General features: G+C 60.2%; 13 protein-coding genes and 1 other RNA gene. 1 reads left to right on the top strand and 13 read right to left on the bottom strand.

The window, feature by feature from the left end; translation table 11 throughout:
* Positions 1-6 precede the first annotated feature (6 nt).
* The 12 genes from murB to mraZ all read right to left on the bottom strand — a co-directional run bounded on the left by murB (position 7) and on the right by mraZ (position 13,807).
* Positions 7-981 carry a UDP-N-acetylmuramate dehydrogenase gene (gene murB, locus ATY80_RS08265; RefSeq protein WP_088691958.1) on the bottom strand — a complete coding sequence of 325 codons (975 nt, stop codon included), beginning with the start codon at positions 979-981 and terminating at the stop codon, positions 7-9.
* Entirely contained in the window at positions 978-2,393 is a 1,416-nt protein-coding gene (murC, locus tag ATY80_RS08260; protein ID WP_088691957.1) for a UDP-N-acetylmuramate--L-alanine ligase, read from the bottom strand. Before murC ends, murB begins: the two co-directional genes overlap by 4 nt.
* Entirely contained in the window at positions 2,390-3,514 is a 1,125-nt protein-coding gene (murG, locus tag ATY80_RS08255; protein ID WP_088691956.1) for an undecaprenyldiphospho-muramoylpentapeptide beta-N-acetylglucosaminyltransferase, read from the bottom strand. Before murG ends, murC begins: the two co-directional genes overlap by 4 nt.
* A 6-nt stretch (positions 3,515-3,520) precedes the next feature.
* Positions 3,521-4,675, bottom strand: coding sequence for a putative lipid II flippase FtsW (ftsW, locus tag ATY80_RS08250; protein ID WP_088691955.1), 1,155 nt, complete (start codon positions 4,673-4,675; stop codon positions 3,521-3,523).
* A 1-nt stretch (position 4,676) separates the two neighbouring features.
* Positions 4,677-6,089, bottom strand: a complete 1,413-nt coding sequence (gene murD / locus ATY80_RS08245) for a UDP-N-acetylmuramoyl-L-alanine--D-glutamate ligase (protein WP_088691954.1) — start codon at positions 6,087-6,089, stop codon at positions 4,677-4,679.
* A 6-nt stretch (positions 6,090-6,095) separates the two neighbouring features.
* Positions 6,096-7,196: a phospho-N-acetylmuramoyl-pentapeptide-transferase gene (mraY, locus tag ATY80_RS08240; protein WP_088691953.1), complete on the bottom strand. Its 1,101-nt coding sequence runs from the start codon at positions 7,194-7,196 to the stop codon at positions 6,096-6,098.
* 21 nt (positions 7,197-7,217) lie between these two features.
* Positions 7,218-8,651, bottom strand: coding sequence for a UDP-N-acetylmuramoylalanyl-D-glutamyl-2,6-diaminopimelate--D-alanyl-D-alanine ligase (locus ATY80_RS08235; protein WP_088691952.1), 1,434 nt, complete (start codon positions 8,649-8,651; stop codon positions 7,218-7,220).
* Positions 8,648-10,108, bottom strand: a complete 1,461-nt coding sequence (locus tag ATY80_RS08230) for a UDP-N-acetylmuramoyl-L-alanyl-D-glutamate--2,6-diaminopimelate ligase (RefSeq protein WP_088691951.1) — start codon at positions 10,106-10,108, stop codon at positions 8,648-8,650. The genes ATY80_RS08235 and ATY80_RS08230 overlap by 4 nt, the downstream gene beginning before the upstream one ends.
* Before the next feature lie 67 nt (positions 10,109-10,175).
* A complete protein-coding gene (locus tag ATY80_RS08225; RefSeq protein WP_088691950.1) occupies positions 10,176-11,918 on the bottom strand; it encodes a penicillin-binding protein 2 in 1,743 nt (580 codons plus the stop codon).
* A gap of 2 nt (positions 11,919-11,920) precedes the next feature.
* Complete coding sequence (locus tag ATY80_RS08220) at positions 11,921-12,325, bottom strand: hypothetical protein (RefSeq protein ID WP_088691949.1); 405 nt, start codon at positions 12,323-12,325, stop codon at positions 11,921-11,923.
* Position 12,326: 1 nt separating this feature from the next.
* Positions 12,327-13,352: a 16S rRNA (cytosine(1402)-N(4))-methyltransferase RsmH gene (rsmH, locus tag ATY80_RS08215; protein WP_088691948.1), complete on the bottom strand. Its 1,026-nt coding sequence runs from the start codon at positions 13,350-13,352 to the stop codon at positions 12,327-12,329.
* Positions 13,353-13,369: 17 nt separating this feature from the next.
* Positions 13,370-13,807 carry a division/cell wall cluster transcriptional repressor MraZ gene (gene mraZ / locus ATY80_RS08210; protein WP_088692059.1) on the bottom strand — a complete coding sequence of 146 codons (438 nt, stop codon included), beginning with the start codon at positions 13,805-13,807 and terminating at the stop codon, positions 13,370-13,372.
* Positions 13,808-14,387: 580 nt separating this feature from the next.
* Here mraZ and ATY80_RS08205 point away from each other — a divergent pair.
* Positions 14,388-14,582, top strand: a complete 195-nt coding sequence (locus tag ATY80_RS08205; protein ID WP_088691947.1) for a hypothetical protein — start codon at positions 14,388-14,390, stop codon at positions 14,580-14,582.
* Between the two features lie 22 nt (positions 14,583-14,604).
* On the opposite strand, the gene rnpB is transcribed toward ATY80_RS08205, so the two are convergent.
* Positions 14,605-15,000, bottom strand: an RNA gene (rnpB, locus tag ATY80_RS08200) — RNase P RNA component class A.
* Positions 15,001-15,074 lie beyond the last annotated feature (74 nt).

Here is a 15,074-nt window from a genome sequence, read left to right as displayed (position 1 = left end):
CACCGGCTATTCGCTGGTTACGCCCTGGAAAGGGCGGACTTCGCGTCCTGGCATGAAGACACCGAAACGCTTGATTTCCCACTCGAGCTTGATACCGGAATTCTCGAAGACCTCACGGCGGACCTGTTCACCGAGATATTCGAGATCGTATCCCGTCGCTTGCCCCATGTTGATCATGAAGTTGCAGTGGAGCGACGACATTTGCGCGCCACCGATTACCAGCCCGCGGCACCCCGCTTCATCGATCAGCTTCCAGGCGGAATGGCCCTCGGGATTCTTGAAGGTCGAGCCACCGGTCTTTTCGCGGATCGGCTGGACCGTCTCGCGATGGTTGCGTACGGCATCCATCTCGGCCCGGATCTTGGCGCGATCCTCGCCGTACCCTTCGAAAAGCACCGACGTGAAAATCAGATCATTCGGTACGGACGAATGGCGGTAGGAGTAACCCATGTCCGCGTTCGACAAGACATGTTTATTGCCCTTGCGGTCAACCGCGTTCACCTCGACGAGCCGCTCACGCGTCTCCGCGCCGTTGGCGCCGGCGTTCATGCGTGCTGCGCCGCCGATGCTGCCGGGAATGCCATAGTAGAAGTGGAAGCCGCCGATGCCATTATCCATTGCCATGGCCGCGACGTGCTTGTCCGGGCAGATCGCGCCGGCACGGATGCGGTTCTCGCCAGCGAGCTCGACCGAGCCGAAGCCCTTAGCCGAAAGCCGCAAGACAACGCCAGGAATGCCACCATCACGCACGAGAATGTTGGAGCCCACGCCGACGACAGTGACCGGAACCTCTTCCGGCAAAAGCTTGAGGAAAGCAATAAGGTCGTCCTCGTCGTGCGGCTGGAACATCAGTTCCGCCAAACCACCAGCGTGGAACCAGGTCACACGGTCCATCGGTGCATCCGGCGTGATTCTTCCACGGATGTCCTTTACGCTGCCGCCGAGCGACGCAAGAAGCTTTTCCCCATTCACCTGTTTCATGCAGATATTCCCGAAAGGCTTTCCAATTGCTTGGGCAACGCTGCCGCCCAGTACGTGATACTCCCAGCCCCCAACAGAACCACAAAATCCCCCGGCTTTGCAATCTCTGCGACCATTTCAGGCAAAAGCTCTGGGGACGGCAGGAAGCGGGCCTCGCGGTGGCCACCGGATTTGATCCGCGACACCAGTGCCTCGGAGTTCACCCCTTCGATAGGATCCTCACCCGCGGCATAAACAGGCGCAAGGAAAATGCTGTCCGCGTCGTTGAAGCAGGACGCAAATTCCTCGAAGAGGCTCGATAGCCGCGAATAGCGATGCGGCTGATGGACCGCGATCACGCGACCCTTGCAGGCCTCACGCGCAGCCCGCAGCACCGCTTTGATCTCAACCGGATGGTGGCCGTAGTCATCGAAGATCTGTACGCCGTTCCACTCACCAGTCAGAGTGAAACGACGCTTGACGCCGCCGAAGGAGGCGAGTCCCTTGGCGATGTCCTCGCTCGACATGCCGAGACGGTTGGCGACCGCGATCGCGGCGGTGGCATTGGAGATGTTGTGGCGTCCGGGCATCGGCATCACGAGATTGTCGAGCTTGATGACCTGTCCGGTTCGCCGGCGGCGGATCTCGACGTCGAAGATAGAACGCGGACCCTCGACACGGACATTCATGAAACGAACGTCAGCCTGAGGATTTTCACCATAGGTAATGATCTTGCGGTCCTCGATGCGGCCAACCAGCGCCTGGACCTCCGGATGGTCAAGGCACAGAACGCCGAAGCCGTAGAACGGCACGTTCTCGACGAACTGTCGGAATGCGGCGCGAACGGCATCGAAATTGCCGTAGTGGTCGAGATGTTCGGGGTCGATGTTGGTGATAACAGCGACATCGGCAGGGAGCTTTAGGAAGGTGCCGTCGGACTCGTCGGCCTCCACCACCATCCACTCACCCTCGCCCATGCGCGCATTGGTGCCGTAGGCATTGATGATGCCGCCGTTGATGACCGTAGGGTCGAGCCCACCCGCTTCCAGCAACGTCGCCACGAGCGAGGTCGTCGTGGTCTTGCCATGCGTACCTCCGATCGCAATCGCATTGCGGAAACGCATCAGTTCGGCAAGCATCTCCGCCCGGCGTACGACCGGCAGCAGCTTTTCGCGCGCAGCCACGAGCTCGGGATTGTTCTTCTTGATCGCAGTCGAGACGACCACCACTTCAGCGTCACCGAGGTTCTCTGCCTTGTGACCGACGAAGACTTCGATGCCCTTGTCGCGCAGACGTTGCACGTTGGCGCTGTCGGCCTGATCCGATCCCTGCACGCGGTGACCGAGATTATGGAGCACCTCGGCAATGCCGCTCATGCCGATGCCGCCGATGCCGATGAAATGAACGAGGCCGATGGCCTTCGGCATTTTCATGCGCGTTTCCCCTTGAACTCTGCAATTGTACGTCGTGCCGCAATAGCCTCTACCATGTCGGCAAGCAAGTTCGCAGCATCGGGTTTACCCGCCTGCTTGGCGGCGGCGGCCATCCGGGCGAGCTTTTCCGGGTCATTCATCACATGAGCGAGGATCGAAGCGATCTTCTCCGGCGAAAGCTCGGCCTGTGGAATGACCTTGGCGCCGCCGGTCGCCGCAAGTGCCGCCGCATTCGCCGCCTGGTCGTGATCGAGCGCATGCGGATAAGGCACCAGAATTGCCGGTCGCCCGATCACGGAAATCTCCGAAACTGTCGATGCGCCGGAACGGCAGATGACGAGATGTGCCGCGGCAAGTCGTTCGGCCATGTCCGTGAAGAACGGCGCCGTATCCGCAGCCATCTTCAGTTGAGCGATGCAGGCGCTCAACATGCCCATATCTTCCGGCCGCACTTGCTGGGTGATGCGCAGGCGATCGCGAAGCCCGTCCTCAAGCAAGCTAATCGCCGTCGGCATCGTCTTGGAGAAATACTGCGCGCCCTGGCTGCCGCCAAAGACGACGAGATTGAAAGGCTCACCGGGATTCGATGGAGAATACGGCACTTTCGCCGCCTCGATGATGGCCGGGCGCACCGGATTGCCAGTTGTCACCGTCTTGTCGGGAAACTGCCCGCCGCCCTCAGGCAGGAACCCGCCCGCGATCGCCTGCACACGGCTCGCCAGCGCCTTGTTGGCGCGTCCCATCACCGCATTCTGCTCATGAATCATGGCAGGCACGCCAAGGCGCGTGGCGGCCAGCAGCGGCGGTACGGTCGGATATCCGCCGAAGCCGACAACCACCGCGGGCTTGAGACGCGCGATCAGCTTCTTGGCGGCCCGCATACCGCTCCAGAGCGTCCACAGAGAGCGAGCGACGGCAACCGGGTTCTTCGAACCGATCGTCGCCGACGGCACGACGTGGATTTCGTCGGCGGGGAATTTGCCGGCATAACGCTCGGCACGGCGATCGGTGACCAGATGCACGGAATAGCCGCGTTCCTTCAGCTTGTGGGCCAGGGCCTCCGCGGGAAACACATGGCCGCCGGTCCCCCCGGCGGCAAGCAGGACGATGCCTTTGCTCATAAGCAGTTACTCCGCCGGCATACCGTGCGCGACGCGGAAGAGGCTCCGATCCTGCGCACGTTTTTCCGGCCTATGACGCGTCAGTGCGAGAATAAACCCGGCGGTGACGCAGATAGCGACCATGGACGAACCGCCATAGGAAATCAGCGGCAAGGTCATACCCTTTGCCGGCAGCAGTTCGAGATTGACGCCCACGTTGATGATCGACTGTATGCCGATCTGCAGCACGAGGCCAGCGACTGCAAAGCGGTTGAAGTCGTTCCGTTCCTTGTAGGCATGCGAGAGACCACGCAGCACGAGAACGGAAAACAGCGCGACGAGCGCCATGCAGAAGACGATGCCGAATTCCTCGGCTGCGACCGAAAAGATGAAGTCGGTATGCGCATCCGGGATGATACGTTTGACGATGCCCTCGCCCGGGCCTTGGCCGAACCAGTCGCCGCGGATGATCGCTTCGCGCGCCGTATCGATCTGGAAGGTGTCGCCTTCTCCGGTCAGGAACTTGTCGATGCGCAGCGCCACGTGCGGGAAGATGTAGTAGGCGCTGACGAGCCCGCCGACACCGCCTGCACCGAGCACGATGATCCATATCCACGGCATGCCGGCCATGAAGAACATGCCGCCCCAGACGGCGGTCGTCAGGATCGTTTGTCCAAGGTCAGGCTGTGCGACCAGAAGTGCTGCGACAATGCCGAAGAGGATGATGGCAAAGAGATTGCCTGGTATCTCAGGCTGCCTTGCGTGCTCGGCAAAGAGCCAAGCGCAAACGACCACGAAGGCGGGCTTCATGAATTCGGAGGGTTGGATCGAGATGCCGGCCAACGTGACCCAGCGGCGGGAACCCTTGACCTCAACGCCGAAGAACAGTGCCAGGAGCATCATGGCGAGCGCAACGATCAACAGGATGATCGCCGTGCGTCGCACCTGGCGCGGCGTCAGGAAGGACAGCCCAACCATCACCGCGAGTGACGGGATCATGAAAGCCGCGTGGCGCTTGACGAAGTGGAACGGCTCCAGCCCGATACGCTCGGCAACCGCTGGTGACGCGGCGAACGACAGCATGAAGCCGATGCCCATCAGGAAGATGAACATCGCCAGAAAAAAGCGGTCGATGGTCCAAAACCAATCGGCCAGAGGCCCACGTTCCGCGCGGCTTACCATGTCACTTATCTCCTGTTGCCGAACCGATCAGCATGGTGATTCCGTCGAGCGCTGCCACATGGCTGACAAATGCATCGCCCCTGACTTCAAAGTTCTTATATTGGTCGAAGCTTGCGCAAGCCGGGGATAGCATCACGGCCAGCGGGCCGCTTTCATCCTTTTCGGCATCCGCAGCCGCGTGCGCGACGGCGCGCTCCAGCGTACCGGAAATCTCGTATTGCACCGCCTCTCCGAGCGTCGCGGCAAATTCGGCCGCCGCCTCGCCAATCAGATAGGCCTTAGCGATGCGCGGAAAAAACCCCGTCAGTGAGGTGATGCCTCCGGCTTTTGGCAATCCACCGGCAATCCAGTAGATACGGTCATAGCTCGACAGCGCTGGAGCTGCCGCGTCAGCATTCGTAGCCTTCGAGTCGTTGACGAAAACGATGCTGCCGCGCCGTCCGACCGGCTGCATGCGATGCTTGAGCCCGGGGAAGGACACCAACCCCGCACGTATTTCCTCTTCGGAGACACCGACTGCGAGGCAGGCAGCAACCGCTGCCGCGGCATTCTGCGCGTTGTGGCCACCGAGTAGTGTCTGGATGCCGTCAAGATCGGCGATCGGCTTCGTCGCGCCTCCCGAAGCCTGGATGAGCTTCGTTCCTTCCGCATAAATGCCATAGGGCAGCGCATGGCGACGGGAAATCCGCGTAACCTTGCCGCCGGCTCGCTCGATACGATCTGCGATCATCTCGCAGTGGCTGTCGTCCACGCCGACCACAGCGACACCGCTGCCGGCAACCAGACGCTCCTTGATATCAGCATAGTGCTGCATCGTTCCGTGACGATCGAGATGATCTGGCGTCAGGTTGAGCAGGATGCCCGCCGACGGATTGAGCGTCGGCGCAAGGTCGATCTGGTAAGACGAGCACTCGACAACATAGAAGCGTCCATCCTTCGGCGGATCGAGCGTCAGCACGGCCGTGCCGATATTGCCGCCGAGCTGAGTGTCGCGACCGCTCGACTTCAGAATATGCGCGATCAGCGCTGTCGTCGTCGATTTGCCGTTGGTGCCGGTGATTGCGATAAACGGGCAATCTGGCGCATGTGCGCGGCGTTCGCGCACGAAAAGCTCGACGTCACCGACGATATCGACGCCAGCGGCACGAGCAAGGTCGACAGTCCAGTGCGGCTTCGGGTGTGTCAGGGGAACGCCCGGCGAAAGCACGAAGAGCGATTGCGCGCTCCAGTCGAGGGAACGCAGATCTGCCGTGTGGATACCCTCAGCCGCAGCCTTGGTGACACTATCAGGATTGTCGTCCCATGCCGTCACCTCGGCTCCGCCCAGCTTCAGCGCGCGCGCCGTGGCGAAGCCAGAGCCACCGAGCCCGAAGAGCGCGACTTTCTTTCCTGAGAGGGTTGTAACGGGGATCATCGCCGCTTACCGCAGCTTCAGGGTCGAGAGACCAAGCAAGGCCAGACCGCCCGCAATGATCCAGAAGCGGATGACCACCTGGCTTTCAGTCCAGCCCTTCTTCTCGAAATGGTGATGGATCGGCGCCATCAGGAAGACGCGCCGGCCGGTCATCTTGAAGTACCCGACCTGGATGATGACCGAGAGCGTTTCCATCACGAACAGGCCACCGATGATCGCCATGACGATCTCGTGCTTGGTGGCCACAGCCACCGTGCCGATCGTACCACCAAGCGCCAGCGAGCCGGTGTCGCCCATGAAAATAGCGGCGGGCGGTGCGTTGAACCATAGGAAGCCGAGACCGGCGCCGATAACCGCGCCGAGAACCACTGAAAGCTCGCCCGTGCCGGGGACGAAGTTGATCTGCAGATAGTTTGCAAAGACTGCGTTACCTGCGAGGTACGCAATCACACCAAAGGACGCCGCAGCGATCATGACCGGAACGATGGCAAGGCCGTCAAGGCCATCGGTCAGGTTCACGGCATTGCCGGCGCCGACGATCACGAAGCCGCCGAAGACGACGAACATGATGCCGAGATTGATCATGAAGTCCTTGAAGAATGGGAACGCGATCGATGACCCGAACGTCGAGCCCGCGGTTCCGGACGCCAGTGCCGTGCGCATCATGAAGTAGACGGCAATACCGGCGATGACGAACTCGATCCCGAGACGCGCCTTGCCGGAGAAGCCCTTGTGGCTCTGCTTAGTGACCTTGAGGTAGTCATCATAGAACCCGATCGCCCCGAAGCCGAGGGTGACGAGCAGCGTGGCAACCACGTAGACATTCGAAAGATCAGCCCACAGCAGCGACGACCCGACGATGCCGGCAAGAATCATCAAGCCGCCCATGGTCGGCGTACCGGCCTTCTTGAAATGCGTCTGCGGACCGTCGGCACGGATCGGCTGCCCCTTGCCCTGGCGGATGCGCAGCGAATTGATGATCGTCGGACCAAAGAGGAAGACAATGAAGGCGGACGTAAACAGGGAGGCGCCCGTGCGGAAGGTAATGTACCTGAACAGATTCAAGAATTTCAGGTGTTCCGACAGTTCGACAAGCCAAATCAGCATTCAGGGCCCCTTGTTACCCGCTCAAAAATCGCGTTGCGTGTCGGCAAATGGCGGGAATTTGTCAAGGAGCGCGGCGACGATCTTGCCGAAACCGATGCCCAGTGACGATTTTACCATCAGCACGTCGCCAGCCGCGACAGCGTTCAATACATATTCTGCTAGTTCTTCGGTCTTCTCGTAGTGGACGACCTGCACGCTCTCGGGGAGCGAATCTTTCAGCGCAACCATTTCGGGCCCGGCGAGCCAAACATGCTCGATACCGGCTGCGAGCAACGGCCCCGCCAGATCCGAATGAACTTTCTCCGCGTAGTCACCCATCTCCAGCATATCGCCAAGCACGGCGATGCGCCGCCCGGCGCCCGCTGGCACCGAACTCGCAAGCACAGCGATTGCCGCCCGCATCGAGGCAGGATTGGCGTTATAGCTTTCGTCGATGACAGTAAAAGTGCCGTGGTCGATCGTCAGCCGATGACGGCGGCCCCTGCCCTTCTCCGGCTGGAGCGTCGCAAGGGCGGTGATTGCCTGGTGGATGTCCGCACCGACAAGCTTGACAACACCAAGGGCGGCCAGTGCATTTTCGGCTATATGTCGGCCCGGTGCGCCGATCGCCACTTCCTTCGTATCGCCGTCAATGGTGATCCACAACGTCGAACTTTGATCGGAGCCGTTAAACTCCGCCAGGCGGAAATCCGCCTTGGCATGCTGACCGAACGAATGGATGTGCTGGATACCTTGGGCCTGCGCGGTACGCTCCAGGAAGTTGAACTGATCGTTGTCGCGATTGAGCACGACCTGCCCGCCCGGCACGACGCCTTCGAAAATCTCCGCCTTGGCGGTCGCGATTTCCCGTATGCTCTTGAAATTGCCGAGATGAGCCGGCGCGATCGTCGTGACCACGGCGACATGCGGCCTGATCATCTTGACCAGCGGACGGATCTCGTCCGGATGGTTCATCCCCACTTCGAAAACGCCGAAATAGGTATCAAGCGGCATCCGGGCGAGCGTCAAAGGCACGCCCCAGTGATTGTTGAACGAGGCCACCGAAGCATGCACCTTGCCCGATGGGGACAAGACGCGCCGCAACATCTCCTTGGTCGTGGTCTTTCCGACTGAACCGGTGACGGCAATGATCTGGGCGCGAGAACGCGCACGCGAGGCAATCGCGAGCTTGCCGAGAGCCGCCAATACATCTTCGACGACGATCACTGGAACGGTGAGCCGCCCCATGGCGGGAAGGCGAGCTTCGCTGACGACGAGAAGAGCGGCGCCGTTTGCCATTGCCATCGACGCAAAGTCGTGGCCGTCAACGCGGTCGCCCTTGATGGCGAAGAAGGCTTCGCCGGGCGCAATGGAGCGGCTGTCGATGGAAATCCCGGTAATGCCCTCAGGCAAAGTGCCGAACGGCCGCCCTGCCATGGCGGCAATCATGTCTTCCGTCGTCCAAAGCCAGTTCACGGTTTCAGCTCCTCCAAAGCCTTACGCAATTCGGCGTGATCCGAAAAGGGCAGGGTGACGCTCCCGATCGTCTGCCCTTCTTCGTGCCCCTTGCCAGCAACGATCAGCGTGTCGCCAGATGTCAGCATGGCAACCGCCGTGCGAATTGCCTCCGCGCGATCGCCGACCTCTGTTGCGCAGCCTGCGGCTGCCATGATCTCGGCACGAATGGAAGCCGGCTCTTCCGAGCGCGGATTGTCATCGGTGACGATCACCACGTCGGCCAGACGGCAGGCTATTTCACCCATGATCGGGCGCTTGCCGCGATCACGATCGCCGCCGCAGCCAAATACGACGATCACCCGGCCGGTCGTAAACGGCCGAACGGATTCCAGAACGTTGGAAAGCGCGTCGGGCTTGTGTGCGTAGTCGACATAAGCGAGTGCACCGTCCCTGGTGTGGCCCACCAATTCGAGACGGCCGGATGCGCCCTGCAGCTTTTCGAGCGCCGCCATGGCGACCTTCGCCGGCACGCCCGTCGACATCGCAAGGCCCGCCGCCACGAGGGCGTTCGCAACCTGGAAATCGCCGGCAAGCGGAATATCGACCTCGAAGATTTCGTCGCCGGCATGGATTTCGGCCACCTGCTTGTGGCGGAAATGCTCGACGCGCTTCAGCGTCAGGTAGTCGCCCTTGCGACCAACGGTGCGAACATCGTGGCCCGCGTCGCGCGCTGCTTTGACTGCTTGCTCCGACCACGCATCGTCGGCGAAAATCACAGCCGGTGCGCCCTTCGGCAGCAGCGTATCGAACAGCCGCATTTTCGCGGCCATGTAGCTTTCGACCGTCGGATGGTAGTCCATATGATCGCGGCCGAGATTGGTAAAGGCAGCGGCCGCGAGCTTGACGCCATCGAGGCGACACTGATCGAGACCATGGCTGGAGGCTTCCATCGAGGCATGGGTGACACCCTCGTCGGAAAGCTCGGCCAGCAATTTGTGAAGCGACACCGGATCGGGTGTCGTTAGCGAGCCGTATTCGTTGCGTGTCGGCGAGACGACGCCCGTCGTGCCGATCATTGCGGCCGGATGTCCGGCATAGGCCCAGATCTGTCGAGTGAAGGAGGCAACCGACGTCTTGCCGGCGGTGCCGGTCACAGCAACCATCGTTTCCGGCTGTTTGCCATAGAAATGAGAGGCCGCGATCGACAGGAAGCGGCGTGAATCGTTCACGACGAGAACGGGTATGGAAGTATCAATACTATGGGACGCAACGGCCACGACGGCGCCGCGTGTAGCCGCGTCCGCGATAAAGCCTGCTCCATCGGCCTTCGTCCCGGCGACAGCAACAAACACCATTCCGGGTTCGATCTTGCGGCTGTCGGACGAGACGCCTGAAACCGCCAGCGCCCCGACAGGCCCAGCCAATTGATCTTCAAGTTCCGGAAATGCATCTCCGGCGATGTCTCGCAAGTTCATCGAATGTACTTTTCTCTCTCAAGCCGCCGCGCCCCCGTGGCGAATCGGCTCCGACATTCATTCAGACTCAATAAGACACCAACATGGCCGATCCGTCGTCACCGAACTTCGGTTCCACACCGAGAATAGGCGCTGCACGAGCAATGATGTTCTTCACCATAGGCGCTGCCGTGTACGCGGCGATGTTCTGCCCCTTCTCGCCATTGTGCGGTTCATCGCAGAACGTCAGCACCACATATTTCGGGTCATCGATCGGAAATGCCGCAAGGAACGCGTTGAAGTTGAGGTTCGACGCATAACGGCCGTTGACGACCTTGTCCGCCGTGCCGGTCTTGCCGCCGACGTTGAAGCCGGGAACGTCGGCATTACGGCCCGAGCCCTTGATGCCGTTCAGCTTGAAGAGATAACGAACGTCGTCGCTGGTCGTCTTCTTGACGACTACTTCTGCAACTTCGTCGGCCTGTTCGCGGTTACGCGGCAAGAAGGTCGGCTCAATCAGCTTGCCGCCATTGACGAGTGCCGCACCGGCAACCGCCGTCTGCAGCGGGGTCGTGGAAACGCCGTGACCGAAGGAGATCGTCACCGAGTTGATCTTCTTCCAGACCTTCGGCTGGCTCGGCATCTTCACCTCGGGTAGCTCCGTCCGCATCTTGGTGAGCAGACCGAGTTTCGTCAGATAGTCCTTCTGCGCATCGATGCCGACGATGTCGATGATACGGGCGGTACCGACGTTCGACGAGTACTGGAACACCTCGGGCAGCGTCAGCCAACGGCGCTGGCCGTGGAAGTCGTGGATGGTGAAGCCGCCGATACGGATCGGTTGCGTCGCATCAAAGCTGTCGTTGAGGCTGACCTTCCCGGTGTCGAGTGCCATTGCGAGGGAGAAGGTTTTGAAGGTTGACCCCATCTCGAACGTGCCGTTCGACATGCGGTTAAGCCAGCCTTCCTTGGCGCCTTCCAACGGGTTGTTGGGATCGAAATCCGGGGCCGATGCCATTGCAAGCACTTCACCGGTATGAATATCGAGGATAACGGCGCCGGCGCCTTTTGCCTCGTAGTTCTTGACGGCGTTGACGACGACATCGCGCACGATGTTCTGGACACGGACGTCAATCGACAGGCGAACCGGCTCGAGCGGCTGGTCGCTTGTCATACCGACTGAAGCGAGGTCGGCAAGACCTTGATCGTCAATGTATTTTTCCATGCCGGCAACGCCACGGTTATCGATGTTGACGTAACCGAGGATGTGCGCGGCAGTCGGGCCGCCCGGATAGAAGCGGCGCTTCTCCGGCCGGAAGCCGATGCCGGGAATGCCGAGCGCGAGAATCTGGCTTTGCTGCTTCGGCGTCAGCTGGCGACGCAGCCAAGCAAAGTGGGAGGTGCGGTTTGCGAGCTTCTTGTAGGTACCCTTCATGTCAAGGTCGGGCAGAACCGTGGCAAGTTTCTCGACCGCCTCGTCAGCGTCAACGACCTTGTTCGGCTCGGCAAAGAGCGAGACCGTGCGAATGTCGGTCGCCAGCACTTCGCCGTTTCGATCCAGGATATCCGGACGCGAGGCCATCAGACGATCCGGTGGCAGGATGCTGGACACGACCTCGGGATCACGGATCGCGTATTCGACAAGACGCCCGCCGATGACGCAATAGACCCCGAGGAAGCCGACGATCAGGAGCCCAACGCGGCTCTTGGCCTGTCCCGCCCTCTTCTTTCGCGATCCCTCGATCGGCATATTGCCGCCGAGGCGGTTGTGTGTGCCGGCGGAGAAATGCGCCTGGCTCTTCAAGACCATGATGCGTGAAAGAAACGACATCTCTACTCCACCGATCCGGTTGCCATCATGTCTTCTTCTTCGGCCTGCGGCGCTACTGCCTTCGGCTTTGCCTTTCCAGAACCGGCCTTCGCTTCGGTAACGTCAGGAACAGGGACCTGCGACTTCAACATCGGCAGTTCTTTGGAGTGAACCAGCGACGTTGAAGCCGTTGGCTGCAATTGAAGCTCACCGTTGTAGTTGTTGACGAGCCGCTCGAGCCTGTTCGGCTGGGACAGCAGCGCCCAATCTGCCTTCAGCAGATCGATGGTATCCTTCTCAAGCTTGATCTCCGCTTCGAGGCGATGAACTTCCTCGAGCTTGAGCTCGGCATGGTGCTTGATCGTGTAAGTGACAGCCGCAGCCGCTGTCATGACACCGACGAGGATGAGGTCCAAGGTTCTCAGCATATCAGGCTCCGAGCTTTCCGAGACTCGCCAGATTCGGCAATCCGAAGATGGAAATATCTGCCGCTTCAGCGGGCGCCGCAGTGCGCAACCCTGCCCGCAACTTGGCTGACCGAGCCCGCGGGTTTGCAGCGGCTTCAGCCTCGCTTGCCGAGACCATGGGCTTGCCGATGCGCTCAAAGGTCGCCGCACGCTCATGCGCGACGGGCAGATGACGGGAGCCCGAAGCCTTGCCGGCGCGATCGGAGAAGAACGTCTTGACGATCCGGTCCTCGAGCGAATGGAAGGTAACGACAACAAGACGTCCGCCGGGCTTCAAGACGCGCTCGGCCGCAAACAACGCCTGCGCCAGTTCGCCCAGCTCATCGTTGACGAATATCCGGAGCGCCTGGAAGACACGCGTCGCCGGATGAATCTTGTCCTTCATCTTGCGCGGCGTGACGAGCTCAATCAACCCGGCAAGATCGCGCGTGGTCTCGAACGGCTTTTCAGCCCGCCGCTTTTCAATCGCATGCGCGATGCGCGGCGACTGACTTTCCTCTCCGAGAAAATGAAAGATGCGGATCAGATCTGCGACCTTGGCGCGATTGACCACATCGGCCGCGGAAACGCCTGCAGCCGACATACGCATATCCAGAGGTCCATCCTTCTGGAACGAGAAGCCGCGCTCAGCCTCATCGATCTGCATTGAGGACACGCCGATGTCGAGCACGACCCCATCCAACCCTTCGGATGGAACAGCCTCTGCCAATTGAGAGAACTGCGAATGAACGAGCTTCAAACGACCCTGGCTCTCCGCGACAAGGGCCTGACCGGCTTCGATAGCAGTCGGATCGCGATCCAAGGCGATCACACAGGCACCAGCGCTCAGAATGGCAGAAGTGTAGCCGCCAGCGCCGAAGGTGCCATCCAGAATGATTTTGCCGGGCAACGGCTCGAGCGCAACCAGAACCTCGTTGAGAAGAACCGGAATGTGGCGAACCGGTCCGCCACCGGCATCAATTGAATCTCCGCCAGGATTCGCCGCCATTCCGTTCCCTCGTACCGTTAGGAACGCCCGCCCGCCAGCCGACGCCCTCCTCGTGCCTGCATCTGGGCAGCCTGAAATGCTTGCGGCTGCCACAGCTGAAAATGATCCGCCCGACCGACGAAGGTCACCTCGTCCGAGATACCGGTGAAGTCGCGGATGAAATCCGTGACCATCAGCCGACCTTCCGCATCGAGCTTCATGAAAATACCGCCCCCGTGGATGAGAAGCGACATCTCGTTCGCGTCCGGCGAAAACGGATCCTCCGCAGAAATCTGACGCTCGAATCTCTCCAGGAGATCCGGACCGCCGACGCTGATCGCCGGAAATACAAAGTCCTGGAAGCAATAGAGCTCCTGAACATTGCGCTGCGCCAGCACGGATCGAAAGGCCGCCGGCACGGAAACCCTGCCCTTGGAATCGATTCTGTTGGTCGCATTTGAAAGGAAGCGGCTCATGACACGAAACATCCGTTCCCGAAAGAGCCCGGACTGAACTCACAAGCCCGGAACCTCGAAATTCAGGCACAGCTTCGCGAGCCGAATGGGCAAGATCCCATCCGGCGCTTCCGGAACGGAAGACACCTTGGCTTTGCGATTGGCGGGCACATACTTGCCCTTGCGCAGTGCATAAATGGGATAACATGGGACCATATGGGCGTCAATGGGAAACGCCCGTCTCACGATGAGCGCAGTATCGAAAATTTATAAGCTGTTAAGTTTAACAAAGCGTTAGGATCGCGCTTGCCGATGCCAGGCAGGCGCGCTTCAAGCACGCTCCGAAAGGCGGCACATGTTTCATATCGGTACATCCAAATATGCGATTTCCAACAAAGGCTTAGGGCTCGCTCCTCAATGGTGGCGGACGCCGGTCGGAGGCGCCCGCGTGACGAGGCATGCGGCCGCTATCTCCTTTGAAGTAAGCGACCAAGCTATTCGGATATTGCCACGTGCAAAATAATAAGGAGCCGGAGAATTGAATTAGTTCAGCGCTACAGCATATTACTGAAAACTAAATAAGTAATCGTGGAGTAATGCTATGACAAACTTCACATTAAAGGGACTTCTTTACGGTCGCTTTGAGCCGGAAAAGCGTATTCCGTTGTCGCAGTCTGGCATGACAACCGATATCCAATGCGTTTCCTGCGGCAAGATATTCAAGCGCTGGTCCATTCTCGCCCGCAGCAGCACCATCTGCGATGAATGCCTGGCGAAGGCACCGACCGCCCACTAATCGACAACATCTGCAAAGAGAGTTCGCCAGCTGGCCTGTAAGCCGGGTTCTGTATGGCCCCGGCCGAAGCCGGAACGTGGCAGCCATTCCTCTGGGACAGCGTTTGCACGCTGCCTCACGCAACCCACCCGGACGACTGACCTGGAAACCGGCCGGAAGGCTCGCGCCTACCACGTCATCCCTATTCGGTCTTGCTCCCGGTGGGGTTTACCTTGCCATCGCCGTTGCCGGAGATGCGGTGGGCTCTTACCCCACCCTTTCACCCTTACCTGCCGAGGCAGGCGGTTTGCTTTCTGTGGCACTTTCCCTGAGGTCGCCCTCGCCGGACGTTATCCGGCACCGTGTTTCCGTGGAGCCCGGACTTTCCTCACCCTACCGCCTTTCGGCATTGGTAAAGCGCGGCTGCCCGGCCAACTGGCACGGCTCCCTTAGCGGAGACGCGAAGCGAATGCCACTGAAATATCGTGGGTCTCTACGCATACATGCAACAGG

The sequence above is a fragment of the Rhizobium sp. R711 genome (assembly GCF_002211365.1).
Lineage (GTDB): Bacteria > Pseudomonadota > Alphaproteobacteria > Rhizobiales > Rhizobiaceae > Rhizobium.
Note: the sequence above shows the minus strand (reverse complement) of the source record. Positions and strands in the feature narration are given on the sequence as shown.